This window comes from Chryseobacterium sp. 27AL (assembly GCF_057815395.1).
This window is the reverse complement of sequence record NZ_JBYRIW010000005.1, coordinates 144,837-167,122: the sequence shown is the minus strand read 5'-3', so window position 1 is coordinate 167,122 and position 22,286 is coordinate 144,837. Positions and strand designations below refer to the sequence as shown.

Sequence of the window (22,286 nt, the reverse complement as noted above, 5' to 3'; positions counted from 1 at the left end):
TTATGTTTAATAGTTTTGCCTGAAAATGAATTAAAATATGATTTTTATTCAAAAAAAAATTATATTTGTGGAAAAATAAATAATCCCACTTTGGAATGAGACGACTTTTTTATTTTCTTTTGCTTTTAGTGAGTGTTTCTGCAGTTCATTCGTGCAAAGACCTATTAGATGAAGACGGAAATCCACTGCTTGACATCAATGAAAACAGCGGACTAAACGGCCCACGTGCACTTTACAGAGAAATTACAGACTCTGATACACTGGCAACCTATTACTATAATGGCCTGCAAATGGCAAAAGTGACTAGTAGAAAAGCTTCTGTTACAGATGTGCAGTACAGTGGTAATAAAATCAGCAGAGTTACCTTCAAAGGTTTTCTGGATTCCAATAACGATGAGATACTGGATGTGGACAGTACTTCATACGAGCAGCAATTCACATACGGTGCTACAGGCAGGTTAGAATCAATCTCTGAAAACCGCTCGGTATATAATAGAACTCCGGGTACTCCACCTACAACTCCACCGGGACCATGGATGCTCCTTCGAAAGTCTAAAACACTTTACAAATTAACGTATAGCTCCACAACAGCGAAGCTTGCCAAGATTGTAATGGAAACCGGAGATGAAGCGCCCGGAGTACAGTTTGCGTATACCAATTTTTCTGAAACCACTTATGAATACGCAGGCGACAATGTATCGAAAGTTGTAAGAGGCTATGGGCCGATGTCGGGAGGTACACACGGAACTGTAAATACAAAGTATCAGTATGAGTTTTCAAACTATGATGCTCAGATCAATCCGTATACATTACTGCCAATAGAATACAAGATTTCCAGACTTCTGTCAACTGAACAAAATGATTTGGATAGCTGGATATTATCGCCGAATAGTCCTACAAGAAAGTCATTCACTGATCTCATGGAACCGGTGCCGTCACCAATCGTAAGCTCTACAAATTACAATTACGATGCTCAGGGTTACATGAAAAAAGGATTTAAGTCAAATTATATTTACAAGCCTTTGTAAAGAATAATCTTTAAAATAATATCAAACTCAATCTAAGCACAGATTGAGTTTTTTATTTTAATACCTTAATTTTGCAAAAAATTTCTCATGAAATATTTAATAGTTGGCCTGGGAAACAAAGGCTCCGAATACGAAAATACACGTCATAATATAGGATTTAAAGTAGCAGATAAAATTGCCGAAACGTTAGAAGCTCCATTCCAAACTACCAATTTTGGCTGGATGGCCGACGGGAAATACAAAGGAAGAAGAGTTTTGATACTTAAGCCGGATACTTATATGAACCTTTCAGGAAATGCTGTAAGATACTGGATGCAGAAAGAAAATATCCCGCTGGAAAATGTTCTGATCGTTACAGATGACCTTGCCCTCCCTTTCGGAACGCTGAGGATGAAGGCTAAAGGATCTGATGCCGGCCACAACGGGCTGAAAAATATCAATGAGGTTCTTCAGACGCAGAATTATGCACGTCTTCGGTTCGGAATTTCAGCAGATTTTTCTGAAGGCAGACAGGTAGATTATGTGCTCGGAACATGGAATGAGGAGGAAAATGCCGCACTGCCCGAAAGAATAGAAAAATTCGCAAAAGCTTCTCTTTCATTTGTATTTGCAGGAATTAATAATACGATGTCTGCATTTAATGGTAAATAATCATATAAGGCAAACAGCAGATTGGTGGCAGATTATCGCCTGTAAACACTGATATTTGTTATGATTCTTTTTTCGAGAAAGTTTTTTTCATTGACCGTAAAATGATAGTTATGTTCCTGCTCAAAAAATTCCAAAGGAGTCGTAGTAGAATCATCAGCCTTCCATTTTATCATCATGATAACTTCATTCCCAGCGTTGATATCTTTATCAGAAAATGAAAATATAGTGCTGGGAAGAGGATTCTCTCTATCTTCTTTGAATTCAGACTTTGCTTTTTTAGGAGCCATCTGAACCATATCTTTTAACAGAAGAGAAAAGGCTTTTCCTATATATTTCTCTTTATTGGTTTCAAACTTTTTGGCGTAGGCCAGGGTGTCGCTGATCGTTTTCTTACCGGAAGTTTCCTGAGCATTGATGACTCCGGAAAATAATAAAAAAAGGACAGAAAGGATATGAATCTTTATCTTCATAACGAACGGGTGATATTTAATATTCAAAAGTAAGTATTTTAAATCACCCAGTGTCTAACTTCTATTTAAATGATGTAAACAGCCTATATACATTCAAAAAATATAAAATCTAATGAAAAAAGTAGTCTCGACCGGACTACTTTTTCTGTGACAAATGTAAACAAATTATCATTACTTCCAAATAATAATCTGTTGTTTTTTAAACTGTTAATCAATTAAAAACTATCATTTCCTTTAAAAACGGGCCGTTTCAGAGCTAAAAACCCGCTCCCGTTTTTATCCTAAAAAAACAGAACCGTATTGATTCCTAAATCATTGGTATTAAAAGTAGTCCGGTCGAGACTACCTTTTTTTACACAATGAAAAAACAAATGATGCCTCTTACACAGTTCCCTCTATTCCTGCGTTTTAGCGTAAGAATGGTGTTTTGCACGATGTTTTTCATGGTCATTTTTATCAGCTCTCAGACTTCTTTTTCTTACTCCGATTCAACACTTTTTATTTCTGAAGATTCTTATCTGTATGTTGAATCACCGGTTAACATCTCGGCTGTAACATCTTTATCAGGAAAAAGTCAGACACCATCGAAACAGTTTAGCACAAACAAACGTAAAGTTTTCTTCAAGCTAAAATCATCGCCTATCAGTAAAAACAATCTCAACAAATCAAATCAAGCCAGCTTTACAATTCCAAAGAACTCGCATTATATTGTAAACACGAACAATCCTCTGGTAACAGCTGTTTTAGGAAATTCTTCTCCGGTAAAGCAACATCACAAAATGGCAGGCTCTGACTTTTGGACTTTACCACAAGTAACTGCCTCAGAAAAGAAACTTCTATATCATGTTATTAACCATTTCAACCTCTTAAAAATTACCACCAATCACTTCAGCCGTCCTCCTCCCGTCCTTGCTTTTTTATTAAACACAAATGACACGAATTATTTAAACACAAATGGCACAAATATCTTTGCACGAATAGCACAAATGCTTTAATCCAACAGGACACTTCCCACTCCGTTTGTCATCCCGTAGGGATCTCAGCAAAGATTTTCACACAACAATTGTGAAATTAGTGTTCATCCATTAGTGCCATTTGTGTTAAGAACGACTTATCTAACATAACTATTAAACACAATGAGCACAAATACCTATGCACAAAAACACAAATGCTTTAATGCAACAGGACACTTCCCACTCCGTTTGTCATCCCGTAGGGATCTCAGCAAAGATTTTTCACACAACATTGTGAAATTAGTGTTCAATCCATCAGTGCCATTCGTGTTAAAACAAAAAATATAAACAACAACCTAAATACAAAACAATGAAACATTTATTTACAACCGTCGCCGTGCTATTCAGCATGACCGCATTCGCTCAGGTGGGGATTAATAACATTTCCCCAAAAGCAACCCTCGATATTACCGCCAAAACAACAGATGGCAGCAAGCCGGAAGGGTTAATAGCTCCGAGACTAACCGGTGATCAAATCCAATCAGGAACGTATGGATCAGGCCAGACAGGAGCTATTATTTATGCTACTGCAGGAGCCACCGCTCCCAATGCAGTGACAGCTAATATTACCGCACCAGGATATTACTATTTCGATGGCAGTGCTTGGCAGAAAATGACCGGTGCATCTGCAGGAGACACCACCAATGATGCCTGGATCAATGACACCACCAACGGTCTGGTAAAGTTGGGAACCAAAGCAGATGGTACAGCAAGACCAGCAGGAACCGATTTTGTCGCCAAAGACAATGGACAGATGGGAATAGGAACAAGCAGCCCGGATGCTAGTGCAGCTCTGGACGTTACTTCCACCAATAAAGGTTTTCTTCCTCCAAGAGTAGCCTTGAACAGCAAAACAGATGTTAGTACCATTAGTTCTCCGACTGCGGGATTATTAGTGTACAATACAGGAGCAGGAGCTCTTAAAAGTGCCGGAATGTATTATTGGGATGGATCTCAATGGACAAGTCTAAAAGGAGATGGTGGAACTTCTTCGGCCACTGATCTCAACGTTGGAGAAACGAGAACAGCAGTGATTACAGTGCCAACATCTTCATTTGCTGGAAACTCAACAATAAGTGTTTACCGTACTTGGATGAATGGAAGGGCAATTAACAATACTCAGAATGTTAATTATAAACTTTTGTCAGATGCAGCCGGAAGTACCAATGGATTTGTCAATTTTGGACCAAATGGTGCTTTAAGAATGGATTTCTCTTCTGGAGGCTATGCCGGATGTTGCCCAGCTCCTAAATTCGTAAATACTTCTTCTTCACCTGTATTTTATAGTCTAAATGCTTTATCAACTTATGATGCAAATTTAGCTTATGGAACGGGCATGTGGCTTGCTCCTGGAGCGGTATGTATGCAAATTGATGGAAATGATGGATTTGGAACCGGGACAAATAGCGGAAGTGAATATGTCAATGCTAACATCCTTATTCACGATACCACAGATGGTAGTGTCCGATTCTATATCGGAACATGGTCATTGATGTCAGCCAATGATGGTTTGGGACACAATAATATGTATGGTTTATTTACCATTACCCGATACAAGTAACAATACAGTTTAATAATCAATAACAATGTCCAACATCCTACACAAAATCAAAGCGTATCTTTACGATAACACTTTAACCAAAGACAATCCCAATGATTTCATTGCCCGTACGGCAAGCGAGCGATCTCTTTCTGTAAAGCAGATCTGTGAAGCCGCTGCCAGCCGTGGCGGCGCAGATATTTCTGCCTCTTCAATGGAGCATGCAACCGAGCTCTTCCTTAAGGAAATGGCGTATCAGTTGTGCGATGGCTTTTCGGTAAACACCGGCTACTTTACTGCAAGCACCACCATTCGTGGGGTATTCGACAGCCCGTCGGAGACCTTTAGCAAAGACAAGCACAGCATTATCTTCCAGTTCAACCAGGGAGAAAAGCTGCGGGCGGAGATTCCTAATATTGAAGTCGAAATCCTGGGTGTAGCAGAAGCTTCTGCGGTCATCTTACAGGTAACGGATGTGAAGAGCGGCTCAGTTAATGATCTGCTTACTCCAGGCAGAAACCTGAAGATCGTGGGCAGTAAGATCAAAGTCGCCGGCGAAGATTCTTCAGTAGGGATCTATTTCGTAGACACCGCAACACAGGGCAGAACCAAAGTAGAGCAAAGTGATATCGTCACCAACAATCCTTCCGAGGTTATGGTGGTGATTCCTGCATTGGCAGCAGGAACGTATCATCTGGAAGTGGTAACGCAATACAGCAGCGGGGCTTTATTAAAAGATCCAAGAACGGCTACTCTTGATAAAATACTGACGGTGGCATAAGCTTACAGCACTTGTTTTTCAAGAGACGATCATGTCGCCCGATGAGAGATGCTCTCATCGGGTGTGATAAGAGGGTTATCTCGGGCGAGATAAGGTGTTCTCATCGGTCGATGAGAACACCTCTCGAAAACCTAAAACCTTTAACAGGGTACTTTTTTTTAGTATAATGGTACTCCGGTTTAGGGAATTTCCCGGCCGGAGTTTTTTTGTGGGAGAGGTGGCTTCGGCTCCGCTCAGCCACCGTTGGGTAGGAGGGTTTGAGAGTTATAGAGTGTGAGTATTTTATCATTCCAGCTTGTCATCCCGTAGGGATCTAAGCACGAATCTTGCATGCTAACTTTAAAAGCTATGCCGAGATTCCTACGGAAATCACAGATTCGACGTAGTCAATGACAAAAGTGTGTGGGTGAGTGTTGGAGAGTTTTAGAGTAGGAGCGTTCCCTTCGGTTAGGATATATAGACTTCTACGGAGCGACAAAAGTAGTCGATTGGCGGCGCCTGAGCGGAGTCGAAGGCCAGCGTTACACTGAAGGGCTGGTGGCTTCGAGAACCTCAGCCGCCATTGAACGGATGTCATCATTTCCATCGTCATGGTAACTACAAAGTTCAACTTTAGAAAACAGTAAGGAAAATTCCACTCCTCCGGAGGAGTGGCAAAAATTCAAAGAATTTTTGACGGGGTGGTTTAAAGATTCCGAGATTGGTGGCTGAACGCAGCCGAAACCACCTTTTGTTTTCAAATTATCTATATATAACTGACTAATTCAATTATTCATTACTTATATATTGAAAAGATGATCTTTTAATTCAAAGAGATTTTTGCATTTGGGGTCATCAAAATTAACTTTTTGCATATAAAAGAATGTTTTAATACAAAAAGGATGTTTTTAGGCTCAGTTAATTCACACTCAATTCTTAAATTTGTCATATGAATTATTTGGAAGCTTTAAGCAGAAGATATTCTGTGAAAAAATTTAATGCCGAAATTATACCCCGGGAAACATTGCAGAACATTCTGGAATCCGGAAAATTGTCGGCAAGCTCTCTGGGTCTTCAGCCTTACAAAATCATTGTTGTGGAAAGTAAGGAAATGAAAGAAAAACTGATTCCGGCATTTTATAATCCGTCGCAGATTTCCACCTGCTCACACCTGATCGTTATTATTTCAAAGAAAATCTTAGACGAAAGCTATGTAAACGGATACTTCCGCCATATTTCAGAAGTGAGAGAAACCCCTCTTGAAAAACTTGATCTTTTCAAAAACAGCATCAATCAGCATATTAACCAAAAAACTCAGGATGAAATGTTCAACTGGGCAGAAAAGCAGTCTTATATAGTCTTGGCCAACCTCATGTATGCGGCAGCTATTGAAAGTGTAGACACCTGCCCGATGGAAGGCTTCCGCCAGGATCTTATCGAGGAAATTTTAGATATAGATCCCGAAGCTGAAAAGGTAACTGTGACCCTCGCTTTAGGCTACCGCTCGGAAGAAGATCATTTCCAGCATATGAAAAAAGTAAGAAAACCAAACGAAAAATTGTTTAAATTTATTTAATTATTTAGACGATTGTCTTAAACTAAGGATATGATAAAAGCGGATGTATTAGTAATCGGTTCCGGGATTTCGGGACTTTCTTATGCCATTAAAGTTTCTGAGCAGCTACCTGATGCCAAAATAATTATCGTAACAAAATCTGACGAAGATGAAAGCAATACCAAATACGCCCAAGGCGGTCTTGCAGTGGTTACGGATTCTAAAAATGATAATTTCGACAAACATATTGAAGATACAATGCGTGCCGGTGACGGCGAAAACAAACGCGATGTCGTAAAAATGGTTGTTACTGAAGCTCCTGCAAGATTTAACGAAATCGTGGAATGGGGTGCCAACTTCGACATGAAAAACGGAGAATTTGCTTTAGGAAGAGAAGGTGGGCACACAGAAAACCGGATTGTACATCACAAGGATATCACAGGTTTTGAGATCGAAAGAGCACTGTTGGAAACAGCCAATAAAAGTGAAAATATTGAAATCCTTGATCATCATTATGTCATCGACATTATCACCCAGCACCACGTTCCGGGAAAAGAGCTGAATGAAGGAGACATCCACTGTTACGGAGCTTATATTTTGGATGAAAAGTCTAAAAAAATAAAAAAGATCACTTCAAAAATAACCCTGGTAGCTACAGGTGGTGCCGGACATGTTTACAAAAACACCACCAATCCTACGATTGCAACCGGTGACGGAATCGCTTTTGTGGCAAGAGCAAAAGGAAAGGTCTCGAATATGCAGTACTACCAGTTCCACCCTACCGCTTTATACAGTAAGATTGACGGAATGCTGTTCCTGATCTCCGAAGCAGTACGTGGAGACGGTGCAAAGTTAAGAACCAAAAGAGGTGAAAAATTCATGCAAAAATATGATGAGCGTGAAGAACTGGCCTCCAGAGATATCGTCGCAAGAGCCATTGACGCCGAAATGAAAATTACCGGTGATGAATATGTAGGCCTGGACTGCCGCAAAATGAATCATGAAAAATTCCTTGAACATTTCCCGAATATTTATAAAAAATGTAAAGATGAAGGAATTGATCCTTTCACACAGCTGATTCCCGTGGTACCGGCCTGCCATTATCTGATGGGCGGTATTGAAGTTGATAAAGACGGGCAGTCTTCCATCAGAAACCTGTTTGCCGTAGGAGAATGTACCAATTCAGGACTTCATGGCGCCAACAGACTCGCTTCAAATTCATTGCTTGAAGGCTTGGTTTTCGGTCATAATGCCGCAATGAAAACCGTTGAACTTTTAAATGAAAACAATTTTAATTTCGACGATTTAAAAGCCGTTCCGGAATGGAATGAAGAAGGAATGAAAATAATGGATGAAATGGTAATTGTTTCCTATCTCAGAAAGCAGCTTCAGGAAATGATGAGCGACCTTGTAGGAATCGTAAGAAGCAACCGCCGTCTGAATATGGCTCTTCAGAAACACCAGGAAATCGCCGCCGCCGTGGATGAAATTTACCACTACTCTATTCTTTCACCACAACTTTCAGAACTGAGAAATTTAACAACCGTTGCTCACCTCATCATTATCCAATCGATGGAAATGAAGGAGAATAAGGGAGCATTTTATAATAAAGATTTAGCCTAAGCCTCACAAAATATGAAAAGACCCGCATACGTCACAGATAAAGCTTTAAAACAATTCATCAAAAATGCGTTGGAAGAAGATATCCAGGATGGAGATCACTCTACCCTTTCCACCATTCCAAAAGACCTTGAACAAAAAGCAAAACTTCTTGTAAAGCAAGACTGCATCATTGCAGGCGTTGAATTGGCAAAAATTATCTTTAAAACATTTGACAAAAACCTTAAGGTTGAAACATTTGTTAAAGATGGAGATGCTGTGAAAATCGGTGATATTGCGTTCATCGTAACAGGAAACGCAAGGTCTATATTATCAACCGAAAGACTTGTTCTGAACTGTATGCAGAGAATGAGCGGGATCGCAACCCTTACTCACGACTGGGATTCGCGACTGATAGGAACCAAGACCAAACTTTTAGATACCAGAAAAACAACTCCTAATTTCAGGATTTGTGAAAAGTGGGCGGTAGCTATTGGCGGAGGAACCAATCACCGGTATGGACTTTATGATATGATCATGCTAAAAGATAATCATATTGACTACAATGGAAGCATTACCAATGCTGTAAAAATGGCGAAGGATTATATTAAAAAGCATAAAAAGAAACTGAAGATCGAGGTGGAAACCAGAAATCTTGAAGAAGTACAGGAAGCCATCAACGCAAAAGTCGACAGAATCATGCTCGATAATATGGATGTTGCAACAATGAAGGAAGCTGTAAAGATGGTTAATGGCTCATGCGAAACAGAAGCTTCCGGCGGAATTACCCGTGATCAGCTTAAAGAAATCGCTTCCACAGGCGTTACTTATATCTCGGCCGGGGCCTTGACCCACTCCGCAGAAAATATGGATCTCAGCCTTAAGGCTATTAAATAACGTTGAATTTTTAATAAAAACAAGGGCTTTTTGTTAAAAATTCAATAATGTGATTTTTTTCATATGAAATGTCGATTATTATTCAACGCATTGTAAATCAGAAATATAATACTTATTAAGATCGAGTAAAAATTAACATACAGTTAATATTAGTTAAATTTTATTTTACCAATTTTGCAGAAAATTTAAATCTAACTATTACTAACGATTATGAAATTAATCAACAAATCGATGCTAACTGCGATAATTACGCTATCTACAGCTAGTGTCTATTACGCTCAACAAGTTCAGGACACTGTAAATGATACAAGGTCCAAAGATATTGAACAGGTTGTACTTACAGGTGTTGCTGATATCGCGAAAGAGAGAAAAACTCCTGTAGCAGTTTCAACAATCAAGGAAGCTCAGATCGTACAAAGATTAGGAAATCAGGAATTTCCGGAGATCTTATCGACAACTCCATCTGTTTATGCTACAAAAGGAGGAGGCGGTTTTGGAGATGGCCGCTTGAACGTTAGAGGTTTTGACACTAACAATACGGCTGTAATGATTAATGGAGTACCCGTTAACGATATGGAAGGAGGTACTGTTTATTGGTCTAACTGGGCAGGGCTTTCTGATGTAACTTCTGCCATGCAAATACAAAGAGGTTTAGGAGCTTCAAAATTAGCAATTGCTTCTGTTGGAGGTACAATTAATATTATTACAAGAGCTGCGGATAAAAAGAGAGAGGGTAATGTAACTCTAGGCCTTGGTAATGATGGTTATCTTAAAACTTTATTTTCTTATAATACAGGAAAGTCCGCAAAAGGCTGGTCAACTTCATTTTTAATGTCAAGAACAGCTGGAGCAATGTACATAGATGGATCTGATTTTGAAGCGTACAACTATTATTTTGCTTTAGGTTATCAACCAAATAAAAAACACGATTTCCAATTTACCTTTACAGGGGCTCCACAATGGCATAATCAAACTTTCAATAACACCATCAAAACAGATTTAGATATGGGCGATGGTAGATTAGACGGAGTTTTATCTGATAAACCAAATAGAAGATACAATTCAAACTGGGGATATTTAAATGGTAGGCAATATTCACAATCCGTAAACTATTATAGTAAGCCAGTTGCATCCATCAACTGGGATTGGAATATTTCTGAGAAGTCAAAATTATCTACTGTAGGATATGCTTCTTGGGGTAGAGGTGGTGGAACCGGAATTTTAGGTTCTATTAATGGTAGAGCGGCAAATGGTACAACCCAATCTAAAGGAATAAATGATATTGCTTTTAAAGACCAAAACGGACAAATTCGTTGGGATGACATTTTTGCTTACAACCAAGGAACTAATGGTAATAATCTTACCTGGATCACAAATGGTGTAAATTATGTCGCAACAAATGCTACACCTTTCATAGGAACAAGTTCAAACGGTATTACCAGAAGAGCTAGTGTAAATTCTCATGATTGGTATGGAATCTTATCTAATTTCCAACATAAAGTTAATGAGAATTGGAATTTTTCAGTAGGTATTGACGCTAGATATTATTATGGATATCACCCGGGTCTTGTTACTGATTTCTTAGGAAACAGAGAATACCGCGAAGCAGGAAACTACAATCAATACCCATATTACACGGTGACACAATCATATGCTGCAGAACCTTCAGCAAACCCTTTTGCAGCTGCTGTAAAAGACAAATCACAGATTGTATACAGAAATTATGACGGTAAAGTTCTTTGGGGTGGTGTTTTCGGACAGTTAGAATATACGAATGATAAAATTTCCGCTTTCGTGCAGGGTTCAGCATCTGAGCAGAGCAACCAAAGAATTGATAAATGGGTTTGGGATGGAGTATCTGCTGTTCCTACTGGTATATCTACTACACAGCAAGGACAAGTGGTAAACCAAAAGACAGAGCAAAAATTCAGATTCGGATATAACGCAAAAGCTGGTGTGAATTATAATATCAACGAACAACACAATGTTTTCGTAAATGTTGGTATCTACTCTAAACAGCCAAATCAAAATGCTATTTTCCCTTATAATTTGCCAACAAAAACATTTGGTTCTTTGTATCAACAGATTGAAAACAAAGATCTAAGAAACGAGAAAGTTTCTTCTGCTGAAGTTGGTTATGGATTCAAAAGCGGAAAACTAAGAGCAAATGTAAATGCATACTATACAGATTGGAAAGACAGATTCGTTCGTGTTACAGGTATTACCTTCCCTAATGCTGACGGAACTACCGCCACAAATGGTACTGCAAGTTTGACAGGTGTACGAGAAGTTCACATGGGTGTTGAATTAGAAACGTTCTACAAACCTTTAAACTGGTTAGAGTTCAACGGAATGTTCTCTTTAGGAAACTGGAAATACAAAAACAACCCAACAGGAAGGATAGCTGACGTAAATGGTGATCCAGTTACAACAAACGGAAAAGATGAAGTTGTTCTCGCTTTGGATGGATTAAAAGTTGGGGATGCTGCACAAACAACTGCTGCAATAGGAGCGACAGTTAAGCCTGTTAAAAATCTTGATATTTTTGGAACATGGAGATATTATGATAATTTGTACGGAACATTTAGTATTAATAATAGCTATATCATTAACGATGGAATTATACCTGCTGCGAGAGCAGAAAAAGGATCTTTAAAAGCACCTTCTTATAATCTGACTGATGTTGGAGCTTCTTATACATTTAATTTGAAAAATGGTAGCAGACTAATAGTTACAGCGAATATTTATAACTTATTCGACACTACTTACATTTCAGATTTGAGATCATCAGTTAAGAAAACATTCTCAGATTTCAAGACGACACCAACTACGACTGACGCACAGGCACAAGCTGCATTAGACGCTTACAATGCAAACCCTACAAACTTCTATAAAGGCTTAGATGTTGGCAACAATGTTTATTTCGGATTCGGAAGAACTTGGGCTGCATCACTTTCTTACAGATTCTAAGATCTAACTAATAAAACATTAGATTTTATAAATATCAATCCCGGCTTTTCGCCGGGATTTTTGTTATCTTTGTCACTAGAAACAAGAAAAAATAGACTATGGACTTTTACAACATTTTGCTTAATGCTCACAAAGGATTCGGATATCTGGAAATACTTTTAGTGACCTTATTTGTTATCGCACTTTTAGCAACCATGTTTGGCTACAGCGGAAAAGTGAATAATTTTCTTAAAAAAACAACACTTTTCACAATGATCTTTTTCCATGTTCAGTTCCTGGCTGGGCTTGCATTATTGTTTGTATCGCCAGGGGTAAAGGCCGCTTTATCCGCAGGAACCTTAATGAGTGATTCTTATGCAAGATTCCAGTATGTAGAACATCCGTTTTCTATGCTGATCGCGGCTATTCTAATGACCGTTGTAAACAAAAAAGTAAAAACCAACCCTACCCTATCTCTGGGAGTGGTGATCATGGGACTGATTGCCGTAGGTTTATTTGCATTCGCGTTCCCGTGGGCCAGAGTCTTCGGGGCATAAATATATTAACATAAACAATTTTTAATTAAATCAATGAAAGTAGCTTTAGTAGGTTCAACAGGAATGGTTGGCCAAGTTATGCTTAAAGTTCTCGAGGAGAGAAACTTCCCTGTCACAGAATTAATCCCGGTAGCATCCGAAAAATCTGTTGGTAAGAAGGTGAAGTATAAACAGGAGGAATTTACGATTGTAAGCATGAAAGACGCTATAGCTGCCAAACCTGATATCGCCATCTTCTCTGCCGGAGGTGCCACTTCACTGGAATTCGCTCCTCTTTTTGCAGAAGCGGGAACTACCGTGATCGACAATTCTTCTGCATGGAGAATGGATCCTGATAAGAAGCTGGTCGTTCCGGAAATCAATGCCGATGTATTGACTAAAGAAGATAAGATCATTGCCAACCCGAACTGTTCTACCATTCAGCTTGTGATGGTTTTAGGGCCTTTAAATAAGAAATATGATCTGAAAAGAGTAATTGTTTCTACCTATCAGTCGGTTACAGGTACCGGAAAAGCTGCTGTAGATCAGCTGAATTCTGAGATCAGCGGTGATGAAACCATTGCCAAAGTATATCCTTATCAGATCTTTAAAAACGCACTTCCTCACTGTGATGTTTTTGCAGATGATGATTATACCAAAGAAGAAATTAAACTGATGAAAGAACCTAAGAAAATTTTAGGTGACGAGACATTTAATCTTACGGCAACCGCAGTAAGAGTACCGGTTCAGGGAGGTCATTCGGAAAGTGTAAACATTGAGTTTGAAAAAGAGTTCGATCTGGATGAAGTAAGAAAAATCTTATCTGAAACTCCCGGAGTCGTTGTAGTAGACAACGTTAAAAACAATGAATATCCAATGCCGCTGTACTCGGAAGGTAAAGATGAGGTCTTCGTTGGGAGGATAAGACGGGATCTTTCACAACCCAAGACCCTGAATCTATGGATTGTGGCAGACAATCTTCGGAAAGGAGCCGCAACCAACGCAGTACAGATCGCAGAATATCTTGCAGCCAACAACTTAGTGTAAACTAACAAAACATAAAAGAGTCTCAGAATTGAGATTCTTTTTTTTATCAAACCTATGAACGTTCAGAAAAATAATAATAAAGATAAATTAGCATTCCAGAAGCTTATTGCCGCATTCGGGGTTATTCTTTTTATCGGAAAGATCATTGCGTGGAAGCTGACCAGCTCAGATGCCGTATTTTCTGATGCCATGGAAAGTATTGTCAATGTGATCAGTGCTTTTATGGGATTATATTCTCTCTATTTAGCGGCGAAACCTAAAGATGAGGACCATCCTTACGGACACGGAAAAGTAGAGTTCGTCACTTCCGGAATTGAAGGTGCGCTGATTGGTATTGCCGGCATCATGATCATTTATGAAGGTATCAACAGCCTTATTACGGGCAAAATACTACAGAAACTTGACTGGGGAATTGCCATCATTGCAGCCACAGCCGTTATTAATTATCTTTTAGGATATATCTCCATTAAAAAAGGAAAACACGAAAACTCACATGTACTGATTTCATCCGGCAAGCATCTTCAGTCGGATACCATTACGACATTAGGTGTTGTTATCAGTTTAGTGGTGGTTTATTTCACCAAAATTTACTGGCTGGATTCTGTTGTGGCGCTTTTCTTCGGATTTTATATCATCATTATCGGATACAAGATCATCCGAAAATCCCTGAGCGGTATCATGGATGAGCAGGACCCTGATCTTTTAAATCACATTATTAAAGTACTGGAAAACAACCGCCGTACGGAATGGATTGATGTACACAATATGAAAATCCAGCAATTCGGAGCGAATTTACATATCGATGCCCATATTACTCTGCCCTGGTATTACAGCCTCCGCGATGCCCATAATGAAATGGAAAAAATGATTATTCTTCTTGCTAAAAATACCAAAAGAAGTATTGAATTCAACTTTCATATGGATGACTGCAAACCCATCTCCTGCCCTATCTGCCAGATCGCAGACTGCCCCGTACGTGAAAGGGATTTTGTAAAAAGAGTAACCTGGACACCGGAAAATGTAACCTGTGTGGATAAACATACCGCTGAAGAATAAAGCATTTAATTACACTCTGTTAACGGCTTTATTGTTTAATTCCTAAGGCAATTTTATAAATGTTGATTTCTTTCTGAAGGTCGGCAATCAGCTTTGTTTTTTCATCCAGCTCTGCTATCACTTTAGAATCGGGATTAAGAATTAATTCGGGAGGATAATAATTAGTAAGTTCTGTAAGAAAATCATATTCCATAGCAATTCCGAGATTCCAGAGGATTCCGAACTGGAGGGAAGGTTGCTTGAAATAATTGGCGAGAGAAGAAGGGCTGATCGTCATTCGTCTTGCCACCTCAGCCTGGCTGAGCTTTTTATCCCGCATCACCTTTTTTACCAATTGCCCTATATGAGGATGTGGATGATTGCTTTTCCGAAGATATGTTCTATTGATCATAATATTTATTTTTCTTAATGGTTAGGGTCATAAATAGGTCGATTGACGTTGCGGACACCTCGCTATACGTCTTAGATATATCCATTGACGTTTAATATAGATAGAGACACGTCTTAAATATATCTGTCTACGTCTTATAGTAATACGTATACGTTTAAGATGTATAATTACCTATGTTAAACGTATACGGATGGGTCTTAAACGTCTAAATATCTTTCTCAGACGTATACCGACGGTAATAAAACATCGGTATAATAAGTAAAAGAATCAGTGGCTGTATCACAAACCGTCTCATATAAAACGAAAAGAGATATCCTATCTCAAATTGTGCATATATACAATATAAATAAACCGGAAATACAACCGCAAAGACGATACCTATCAGCATTACACCTTGAAAAGTCCATACCTTATTTTTAAACCAAAAAAAGATGATCATCGCTGAAAAGAAAAGGTTTAATCCGAATCTGAAAATATAGCTTAGAATCATTTTTCCCCATTCAAAGTGCGGAAAAGCAATATTCTTATTCGCTTCATGGAAATATTCGAGAAAAGGATCGTAAAAAATCCTGTCCTCAAATGCCCGCACTGCAATAAGTCCTGCAATTCCCACTAAAACAAAGAACCAATTAAGTATTTTCATATTGTAACGCAAAAAATTTAATCCATATCAACCAAAGAAGCACAACGGTACCATAAATAACAGCCGGAAATATGTAATCATGGGCCATCTTGCCGTACTGACTGTAATCGGTCATTACCAGATTAAGTCCTACAATTCTCAAAACATTCATAAGATACAATATCAGAAGACCGGTCATTACAAAAAAGAAGGTTTTTTTACCCTTATAAAAAGCAAAAACAAAAGATACAAAAAGAGTCATGACGGATATCGCGTTGCAGCCTTCCACCATTCTTGTCGCGTATATACCTTTCACTTTAAAATATACCTGTTCTCCTTTGATATCGTCGAAAAGCTGGGTAGGATATCCCAAATAGTTCTGAATATCCCTCACCTGCTCAGCAATGAAATGAGAAAACGGATCTAACCCTAGCTGTGCGAAACTGTTCAAATAAAATTGGTACACTAAAAGCAACACCACATAAACTGTGATGAAGCGTAATAAAATATTCAATACCGGTTTGAAATCCTTTAACATAATGCAAAGATAAAAATTAGACTGTAATTTACTATATTTGTTTCGAATATGAATTTTGAAAACGCGAAACAGTTTTTTGAAAATACTACAGGAAAGAAATCTTCTGAGTTTATCACGTTAGCTCAAAGCGGTTCTGCGAGAGTGAATTTTCTGGCAGTCACCGAAGACAACAAATACATCGTTACCTGTAACGAAAATATAAGGGAAAATGAAGTTTTTTTATACTACTCTCAAATTTTCTCAGAACTCCATCTAAATACTCCCTCCATTTCTGAAATTTCAAAGGACAGAAAAATGTATATCCAGGAATTTCTGGGAGAACAAACACTTTCCGACATTATCGAAAAAGAAGGACTTTCGGAGAATGTAAAAAATTTGGTCAGACAGACTCTAGAAAAACTTTACCAGCTACAGTCTCTCACTCAGAATAAAATTGATTATGCAAAAGCATTTGAATACGAACGGTATGATGAGCTTCCGGTAATTCACGATCTGTATTATTTTAAAAATTTCATCGCTGATGTTCTTGAGTTGGAATATCATAAATCTTCTTTACTGAAAGAATTTAAAAAAATAGCTGCACTGATTGAGAGTTTAGACCTTAAAGGTTTAATGATCCGTGATTTTCAGGCAAGAAATATTATGGTGAACGAATACAATAAAGTTTCATTCATTGATTACCAGTCTGCTATGGAAGGTCCTTTCATGTATGATGTGATCTCTTTTTTGTTTCAGGCTAAAGCTAATTTCCCTGAAGATTTTAAAAATGAAATGCTCGATTACTATATCAATCAGTTTGATGATAATGAGAAAAAGCTTCAACTAAAAGACTCGGTGAAACCGTTGCAGCTGATGAGATTCCTTCAGGTACTGGGTGCTTACGGTTTCAGAGGTTTGATACAGAGAAAACAACATTTTATAATAAGTCTCGAAAAAGGAATTAAAAACATTACTGCATTTGCTGAAACATGGGACGATATGAGAGATTACCCGGAACTGAAGAGAGTAATTAAACAGTTGAATCTGGATCGTACAAAATTGAAAATTGAAGGAATTTTGAACCATTAAGATTTTGTTTAAGAAGTTAAGTTTAATTAAGCTTTATGACGAAAAAAGAAGTTACACAACTATCTTATGAGATAACAGGTTTTGCTATAAAAGTTCATAAAACTCTTGGGCCGGGCTTACTTGAAAGCATCTATGAAGAATGTCTGAAAATTGAACTTATAAAAAATGGATATAATGTAAAGCAACAACTTTATACTACAATCAATTATGAAGGCATTGATATAGAAACTAAATTAGTTGTTGATTTGCTTGTAAACGATATTGTTATTGTAGAATTAAAAGCCATTGAAGAAGTTCTTCCTATTCATGAAGCTCAATTATTGACATACATGAAGGTATTGAAAAAACCGCAAGGATTATTGATTAACTTCTTTACTGATAATATTACAAAATCTTTAAAACCTTTTATTAATGAGTATTTTAAAGAACTGCCAAACTGAATTTGATTTATCAAATCTTAATTAAACTTAACTTCTTAATAGACCTTAATGGTTTAAATAAAAAAATAAATTTAAAAAAAATGCTACACATCGACATACACAGTTTTTCATACAAAAAAGGAGGAATTCCTAAAGACACAACAGGCAACGGCGGCGGCTTTACATTCGACTGCCGTGGGATTCTTAATCCCGGAAGAATTGAAGAATATAAGATCCAGACCGGAAATGACATCGGTGTTCAGGAATATCTGGAAACAAAAACCGATATGCCTAAATTTTTAGAACTTATCAAAAACCTTATTTCTATTAACATCGACAATTATCTGGAAAGGGGCTTTGAGAATCTTCAGATCAACTTCGGTTGTACAGGAGGGCAACACCGATCTGTATATTCCGCCATAAAAATAGCACATTTCATCGAAGAGAAATACGGTAATAAAGTGGAGATCAGCCTTCATCACGATGAACAGCACCAACTTAATATAAGTAATAAGCAATAGGTAATAAGTAATATTTTAACTTCGTTACATTATTATTACTTATAATTTACATAATCATGATTACTTATTACCAATTACTCATTACCCATAAAATATGAAGGCTTTAATTTTTGCGGCGGGAAAAGGAACCCGGCTGAAACCATTTACTGATCATCATCCGAAAGCTCTGGCGAAGGTAAATGATATTCCGATACTGGAAAGAAATATTAAATATTTAAAAAATTTCGGAATCAATGACTTTGTCATCAACATTCATCATTTTGGAAATCAAATAGTTGATTTTTTAAAGCACAATGACAATTTTGGATGTAAAATAGAAATATCAGACGAATCGGATGAACTGCTGGAAACGGGTGGCGGCTTAATTTTTGCTAGAAAATTTCTCGATCATGGTGAAGATTTTCTGATCATGAACGCCGATATTCTTACAGATATGAACATCACTGATTTTGTAGAATACCATAAAAAGATAAAAGATTTTGCTACATTAGCTGTTTCGGACAGGGAAAGTTCGAGAAAACTGCTTTTCAACGATGAGATGATTTTAAGGGGTTGGCTTAATGTGCAGACCGGTGAGCAGAGACTCGCTGAATTTAATAAAGGCTTCAAAGCGCTGGCTTTTAGCGGAATTCACTGCATCAATCCTCTTATCTTTGAAAAAATTAAAAGAACAGGCAAGTTTTCAGTTATGGAAGAATACCTTGATCTGATGCAGACTGAGCAGATTCATGGATTTGTGCATGAAAGCATTCTTATTGATGTAGGAAAACCGCAATCCATAACAGAAGCCGAGAAATATTTTAAATAATTTATAATGGGAATTGAAGGAACCAGAGACGAAAGTTTGGTAAATCCTGAACTTGATATTAATGAAACAAAGCTCCAGAATAGTCTGCGCCAGAAGACTTGGGACGAAACCATCACCAAAGACAGCTGGATGGTTTTCAAAGTAATGGCGGAATTTGTGGATGGTTATGAAAAATTGGCTAAGATAGGTCCGTGTGTTTCTATTTTCGGATCTGCAAGGCTGAAACCTCAGAGCAAATATTATAAAATGGCGGTGGAAATTGCGGAGAAAATTACCAAAATCGGCTTTGGAATCATTACCGGAGGTGGCCCCGGAATTATGGAAGCAGGAAATAAGGGAGCCTTCAATACCAAGGGAAAATCTATAGGTCTTAATATTGATCTTCCTTTTGAACAGCATTTCAATCCTTACATTAATAAATCATATTCCATGAATTTTGACTATTTCTTTGTAAGGAAGGTCATGTTTGTGAAATATTCTCAGGGGTTTGTTGTGATGCCGGGTGGCTTTGGAACGCTGGATGAATTTACAGAGGCATTAACTTTAATTCAGACCAATAAAATAGGAAGATTTCCTATTGTGTTAGTAGGAACTGAATTCTGGAGTGGCTTGCTGGATTGGTTTAAAGCAACCTTGATTAAAGAAAAAATGATTCATGAAGAAGATCTCGATCTTTACCGTGTGGTAGATACCGCTGATGAAGCAGTGGCGCATATCAAGGCATTTTATGATAAGTATTCTGTAAATGTGAACTTTTAATTGGCATATTATTTGTCACCTTTAATAAACAATCATGATTGTAACTATATTATCTAAGATGAAAAATTATTTTTATATATCAGGAATATTAGCACTTTGTGTGTTAATGAGTTTCATGTATGTAGACTTTTTCTCTTCAATGACAAAAGTGGACTATATCGAGGGAAGCAAAACATTGAAGTTCACCACAAAAATGAATACCAATCATATTTCCGACGCTATTAAAATAAACCCTAATACGGCAGCATTTGAGGCAGAAGTAAAAAAATATGTAAATAATAATTTTGATGTGTATGTCAATGGCTCTCCGAAAACGGTAACTTTTACGGGAAGTCAGGTAAGCGGAGAAACAGTATGGGTATATTTTGAGACGGGCGGCGTTTCAGATATCAGTACCTTAAGAATTAAAAATACCATCCTTCTAAGTGCTTTTCCGAAACAGATTAACCTTGTTAATATCGCATATAAAGGAAAACAAAGGACGATGAATTTCCAACGGGGAAAAGAGGTGAATGAGGTTTCTTTTTAAAATTAAACAAATAATATCAACCACTGCTGATGCGGTGGTTTTTTATTTTTAATGTAAACTAAAAGCTGCCTTTTTTCAGACAGCTTTAAATATTAAATATTGCAACAACGATTATTGAACCGTGATATCATCTAACTGAACGGTTGTAGTAATTCCTGAACTGTTCCCCTGATATTTAAATACAATAAACCCATTTCCTGTAAGGTTAGCAGGAAGGCTGAATGTACCCGCCGAAACGAAAGTTCCATAACCACTTGCAGGCGCGGTAGGAAATGTAAAATTTGATGTGATCTCATTCAATGCAGCAGTAGAGATATCTGAACCTGGAGTATAATTTGTTGTCGTATAAACTTTAAGGGCTGCTCCGTTGTAATATCCTACATTTACTCTGAATGAAAGAGAATTAGCAACTGTAAAATCTACAGGAACCATAAAAAAAGTATCATAGGCAGTATTTGCTGTTCCGCCGTTAGCCGAAAGCTGAATGTATTTATTGCTGCTAAAAGATCTTACTTCCCAATATCTGGATCCTGTATATGCATAATTTAAATATTTAGGAAATATATTGAAATACGGAGAAGAAGTATTGGCCGGATAACTTTCAAAATTTTCTGTAAATGATCCTGAATAGGTAAGAGAAGTTCCTCCTAAAACACCTTCTGCAAAACGTGATCTGGTAAAATTAATATCACTGATCCCTCTGATTATATTTTGGTAAGGAGTTGCTCCGGTTCCATATTTGCTCACAACGAAAGTAATATCTCCGCTTTTATCAGGAATAACGTAAGAAGTTGGTTTGAAGAAACCATCTGTTCTTAAAATACCCGTGTTTCCGGCAGCATCAACCAAAGTTCTGTTTGTATCGACAAAAGCTCCGGATGCATCTTTATTCATTAAAGGTAAACCTATTTCATTTTTTACAAACTGAACATTTTTAACAGTTGCCAATGTATTTACGTACTTCGGATCTTTGATCTGAGCCAGTGTCAGTTCCTGGGGAACTATGTTTGCAATATCAAGGCCTGCCCCATTACAAACACCTGAAATATATCTGCTGATAATAGATTCAGGAATTCTTCCGATTGCATAATCAGGATCTTTAACTCCCAAAGTGATTACATCACTTGATTTCCCGATTACCATCCCGTTTGCCCGGATTCTGATGTGTGATCCGACAGGAAAATCAGCATAGTTCAGGGATTTATTGATCCCCACAACCAATCCTACGGTTGGGTTCTCTGGCTTATCCTGAAAAACGAGTGTTTTATAAAAGTTTCCATTCCCGTCAGAAGAAACAACATATCCGTCAAAAATTACTTCAGGATGTGTGGCATCCTGAGCAGGAACCGTGTATACACCGGAAGCCGGCGATAGTGCCACAAACTCAGCCATCGTCATGGTAGGAGCATTAAATTTATTATTACATACAATTTCCGGTGCATCCCATTTATCGTCATGAATGCAGGAAAGCTGGACAGCTCCTAATACGGCTATTCCCAAACTGATTTTTAAGAAATTTTTTATATTCAT

The 22,286-nt window shown here is 37.8% G+C and carries 23 protein-coding genes; 18 read left to right on the top strand and 5 right to left on the bottom strand.

All coding sequences use genetic code 11. The features are described 5' to 3' along the window. The first annotated feature begins 95 nt into the window (after positions 1-95). Together AC3WV0_RS10820 and pth are read left to right on the top strand one after the other, a co-directional pair. On the top strand, positions 96-1,028 hold the full coding sequence (locus AC3WV0_RS10820; RefSeq protein WP_488846090.1) for a hypothetical protein: 933 nt from the start codon (positions 96-98) through the stop codon (positions 1,026-1,028). 87 nt (positions 1,029-1,115) lie between these two features. Beyond that, complete coding sequence (pth, locus tag AC3WV0_RS10815) at positions 1,116-1,679, top strand: aminoacyl-tRNA hydrolase (RefSeq protein WP_488846089.1); 564 nt, start codon at positions 1,116-1,118, stop codon at positions 1,677-1,679. A 32-nt stretch (positions 1,680-1,711) separates the two neighbouring features. Here the strand turns inward: pth and AC3WV0_RS10810 are convergent, their stop codons facing one another. Further along, entirely contained in the window at positions 1,712-2,149 is a 438-nt protein-coding gene (locus AC3WV0_RS10810) for a hypothetical protein (RefSeq protein ID WP_488846088.1), read from the bottom strand. Between the two features lie 359 nt (positions 2,150-2,508). On the opposite strand from AC3WV0_RS10810, the gene AC3WV0_RS10805 reads away from it, so the two are divergent. From AC3WV0_RS10805 to AC3WV0_RS10760, 10 genes are all read left to right on the top strand, one after another. Beyond that, the gene (locus AC3WV0_RS10805; protein ID WP_488846087.1) at positions 2,509-3,144 is read left to right on the top strand and encodes a hypothetical protein; all 636 of its coding nucleotides are present in this window, start codon (positions 2,509-2,511) and stop codon (positions 3,142-3,144) included. A 328-nt stretch (positions 3,145-3,472) separates the two neighbouring features. Further along, the gene (locus tag AC3WV0_RS10800; protein ID WP_488846086.1) at positions 3,473-4,723 is read left to right on the top strand and encodes a hypothetical protein; all 1,251 of its coding nucleotides are present in this window, start codon (positions 3,473-3,475) and stop codon (positions 4,721-4,723) included. A gap of 25 nt (positions 4,724-4,748) precedes the next feature. Then, positions 4,749-5,483 carry a DNA-binding domain-containing protein gene (locus AC3WV0_RS10795; RefSeq protein ID WP_488846085.1) on the top strand — a complete coding sequence of 245 codons (735 nt, stop codon included), beginning with the start codon at positions 4,749-4,751 and terminating at the stop codon, positions 5,481-5,483. 928 nt (positions 5,484-6,411) lie between these two features. Then, entirely contained in the window at positions 6,412-7,038 is a 627-nt protein-coding gene (locus tag AC3WV0_RS10790) for an NAD(P)H-dependent oxidoreductase (RefSeq protein ID WP_488846084.1), read from the top strand. A gap of 30 nt (positions 7,039-7,068) precedes the next feature. Further along, positions 7,069-8,640, top strand: a complete 1,572-nt coding sequence (gene nadB, locus AC3WV0_RS10785; protein WP_488846083.1) for an L-aspartate oxidase — start codon at positions 7,069-7,071, stop codon at positions 8,638-8,640. Positions 8,641-8,652: 12 nt separating this feature from the next. Beyond that, the gene (gene nadC, locus AC3WV0_RS10780) at positions 8,653-9,513 is read left to right on the top strand and encodes a carboxylating nicotinate-nucleotide diphosphorylase (RefSeq protein ID WP_488846082.1); all 861 of its coding nucleotides are present in this window, start codon (positions 8,653-8,655) and stop codon (positions 9,511-9,513) included. A gap of 210 nt (positions 9,514-9,723) precedes the next feature. Further along, positions 9,724-12,483 (top strand): TonB-dependent receptor, encoded by a 2,760-nt coding sequence (locus tag AC3WV0_RS10775; protein WP_488846081.1) that lies wholly within the window; start codon positions 9,724-9,726, stop codon positions 12,481-12,483. Between the two features lie 98 nt (positions 12,484-12,581). After that, positions 12,582-13,019, top strand: a complete 438-nt coding sequence (locus AC3WV0_RS10770) for a hypothetical protein (protein ID WP_488846080.1) — start codon at positions 12,582-12,584, stop codon at positions 13,017-13,019. A gap of 33 nt (positions 13,020-13,052) precedes the next feature. Further along, complete coding sequence (locus AC3WV0_RS10765) at positions 13,053-14,045, top strand: aspartate-semialdehyde dehydrogenase (RefSeq protein WP_488846079.1); 993 nt, start codon at positions 13,053-13,055, stop codon at positions 14,043-14,045. 54 nt (positions 14,046-14,099) lie between these two features. Beyond that, positions 14,100-15,101 (top strand): cation diffusion facilitator family transporter, encoded by a 1,002-nt coding sequence (locus tag AC3WV0_RS10760; protein ID WP_488846078.1) that lies wholly within the window; start codon positions 14,100-14,102, stop codon positions 15,099-15,101. Between the two features lie 28 nt (positions 15,102-15,129). Here AC3WV0_RS10760 and AC3WV0_RS10755 read toward each other — a convergent pair whose 3' ends face one another. The 3 genes from AC3WV0_RS10755 to xrtF all read right to left on the bottom strand — a co-directional run bounded on the left by AC3WV0_RS10755 (position 15,130) and on the right by xrtF (position 16,652). Continuing rightward, positions 15,130-15,492 (bottom strand): hypothetical protein, encoded by a 363-nt coding sequence (locus AC3WV0_RS10755; protein ID WP_488846077.1) that lies wholly within the window; start codon positions 15,490-15,492, stop codon positions 15,130-15,132. A 205-nt stretch (positions 15,493-15,697) separates the two neighbouring features. Continuing rightward, on the bottom strand, positions 15,698-16,135 hold the full coding sequence (locus AC3WV0_RS10750) for an exosortase F system-associated membrane protein (RefSeq protein WP_488846076.1): 438 nt from the start codon (positions 16,133-16,135) through the stop codon (positions 15,698-15,700). After that, positions 16,122-16,652 (bottom strand): exosortase family protein XrtF, encoded by a 531-nt coding sequence (xrtF, locus tag AC3WV0_RS10745; protein WP_488846075.1) that lies wholly within the window; start codon positions 16,650-16,652, stop codon positions 16,122-16,124. Before xrtF ends, AC3WV0_RS10750 begins: the two co-directional genes overlap by 14 nt. Positions 16,653-16,700: 48 nt before the next feature. On the opposite strand from xrtF, the gene AC3WV0_RS10740 reads away from it, so the two are divergent. The 6 genes from AC3WV0_RS10740 to AC3WV0_RS10715 all read left to right on the top strand — a co-directional run bounded on the left by AC3WV0_RS10740 (position 16,701) and on the right by AC3WV0_RS10715 (position 20,756). Continuing rightward, positions 16,701-17,720 carry an aminoglycoside phosphotransferase family protein gene (locus AC3WV0_RS10740; protein WP_488846074.1) on the top strand — a complete coding sequence of 340 codons (1,020 nt, stop codon included), beginning with the start codon at positions 16,701-16,703 and terminating at the stop codon, positions 17,718-17,720. Positions 17,721-17,755: 35 nt separating this feature from the next. Next, positions 17,756-18,160 carry a GxxExxY protein gene (locus AC3WV0_RS10735; RefSeq protein WP_312901472.1) on the top strand — a complete coding sequence of 135 codons (405 nt, stop codon included), beginning with the start codon at positions 17,756-17,758 and terminating at the stop codon, positions 18,158-18,160. A gap of 80 nt (positions 18,161-18,240) precedes the next feature. Continuing rightward, the gene (locus AC3WV0_RS10730; protein ID WP_488846073.1) at positions 18,241-18,660 is read left to right on the top strand and encodes a RapZ C-terminal domain-containing protein; all 420 of its coding nucleotides are present in this window, start codon (positions 18,241-18,243) and stop codon (positions 18,658-18,660) included. Between the two features lie 94 nt (positions 18,661-18,754). Then, positions 18,755-19,468 carry a nucleotidyltransferase family protein gene (locus AC3WV0_RS10725; RefSeq protein WP_488846072.1) on the top strand — a complete coding sequence of 238 codons (714 nt, stop codon included), beginning with the start codon at positions 18,755-18,757 and terminating at the stop codon, positions 19,466-19,468. 6 nt (positions 19,469-19,474) lie between these two features. After that, positions 19,475-20,227 carry an LOG family protein gene (locus tag AC3WV0_RS10720; protein WP_488846071.1) on the top strand — a complete coding sequence of 251 codons (753 nt, stop codon included), beginning with the start codon at positions 19,475-19,477 and terminating at the stop codon, positions 20,225-20,227. A 58-nt stretch (positions 20,228-20,285) separates the two neighbouring features. Then, a complete protein-coding gene (locus tag AC3WV0_RS10715) occupies positions 20,286-20,756 on the top strand; it encodes a DUF6702 family protein (RefSeq protein ID WP_488846070.1) in 471 nt (156 codons plus the stop codon). 111 nt (positions 20,757-20,867) lie between these two features. Here the strand turns inward: AC3WV0_RS10715 and AC3WV0_RS10710 are convergent, their stop codons facing one another. Further along, positions 20,868-22,286: a M949_1556 family lipoprotein gene (locus AC3WV0_RS10710; RefSeq protein ID WP_488846069.1), complete on the bottom strand. Its 1,419-nt coding sequence runs from the start codon at positions 22,284-22,286 to the stop codon at positions 20,868-20,870.

Bases quoted from the DNA above. Each gene is read 5' to 3' on its own strand.
- AC3WV0_RS10740 (WP_488846074.1), top strand. From the start codon at position 16,701: ATGAATTTTGAAAACGCGAAACAGTTTTTTGAAAATACTACAGGAAAG.
- AC3WV0_RS10735 (WP_312901472.1), top strand. From the start codon at position 17,756: ATGACGAAAAAAGAAGTTACACAACTATCTTATGAGATAACAGGTTTT.
- AC3WV0_RS10800 (WP_488846086.1), top strand. From the start codon at position 3,473: ATGAAACATTTATTTACAACCGTCGCCGTGCTATTCAGCATGACCGCA.
- AC3WV0_RS10760 (WP_488846078.1), top strand. From the start codon at position 14,100: ATGAACGTTCAGAAAAATAATAATAAAGATAAATTAGCATTCCAGAAG.
- AC3WV0_RS10775 (WP_488846081.1), top strand. From the start codon at position 9,724: ATGAAATTAATCAACAAATCGATGCTAACTGCGATAATTACGCTATCT.
- AC3WV0_RS10820 (WP_488846090.1), top strand. From the start codon at position 96: ATGAGACGACTTTTTTATTTTCTTTTGCTTTTAGTGAGTGTTTCTGCA.
- nadB (WP_488846083.1), top strand. From the start codon at position 7,069: ATGATAAAAGCGGATGTATTAGTAATCGGTTCCGGGATTTCGGGACTT.
- nadC (WP_488846082.1), top strand. From the start codon at position 8,653: ATGAAAAGACCCGCATACGTCACAGATAAAGCTTTAAAACAATTCATC.
- AC3WV0_RS10810 (WP_488846088.1), bottom strand. From the start codon at position 2,149: ATGAAGATAAAGATTCATATCCTTTCTGTCCTTTTTTTATTATTTTCC.
- AC3WV0_RS10730 (WP_488846073.1), top strand. From the start codon at position 18,241: ATGCTACACATCGACATACACAGTTTTTCATACAAAAAAGGAGGAATT.
- AC3WV0_RS10770 (WP_488846080.1), top strand. From the start codon at position 12,582: ATGGACTTTTACAACATTTTGCTTAATGCTCACAAAGGATTCGGATAT.
- AC3WV0_RS10720 (WP_488846071.1), top strand. From the start codon at position 19,475: ATGGGAATTGAAGGAACCAGAGACGAAAGTTTGGTAAATCCTGAACTT.
- AC3WV0_RS10715 (WP_488846070.1), top strand. From the start codon at position 20,286: ATGAAAAATTATTTTTATATATCAGGAATATTAGCACTTTGTGTGTTA.
- AC3WV0_RS10805 (WP_488846087.1), top strand. From the start codon at position 2,509: ATGAAAAAACAAATGATGCCTCTTACACAGTTCCCTCTATTCCTGCGT.
- AC3WV0_RS10755 (WP_488846077.1), bottom strand. From the start codon at position 15,492: ATGATCAATAGAACATATCTTCGGAAAAGCAATCATCCACATCCTCAT.
- AC3WV0_RS10725 (WP_488846072.1), top strand. From the start codon at position 18,755: ATGAAGGCTTTAATTTTTGCGGCGGGAAAAGGAACCCGGCTGAAACCA.
- AC3WV0_RS10710 (WP_488846069.1), bottom strand. From the start codon at position 22,286: ATGAATATAAAAAATTTCTTAAAAATCAGTTTGGGAATAGCCGTATTA.
- pth (WP_488846089.1), top strand. From the start codon at position 1,116: ATGAAATATTTAATAGTTGGCCTGGGAAACAAAGGCTCCGAATACGAA.
- xrtF (WP_488846075.1), bottom strand. From the start codon at position 16,652: ATGTTAAAGGATTTCAAACCGGTATTGAATATTTTATTACGCTTCATC.
- AC3WV0_RS10795 (WP_488846085.1), top strand. From the start codon at position 4,749: ATGTCCAACATCCTACACAAAATCAAAGCGTATCTTTACGATAACACT.
- AC3WV0_RS10765 (WP_488846079.1), top strand. From the start codon at position 13,053: ATGAAAGTAGCTTTAGTAGGTTCAACAGGAATGGTTGGCCAAGTTATG.
- AC3WV0_RS10790 (WP_488846084.1), top strand. From the start codon at position 6,412: ATGAATTATTTGGAAGCTTTAAGCAGAAGATATTCTGTGAAAAAATTT.
- AC3WV0_RS10750 (WP_488846076.1), bottom strand. From the start codon at position 16,135: ATGAAAATACTTAATTGGTTCTTTGTTTTAGTGGGAATTGCAGGACTT.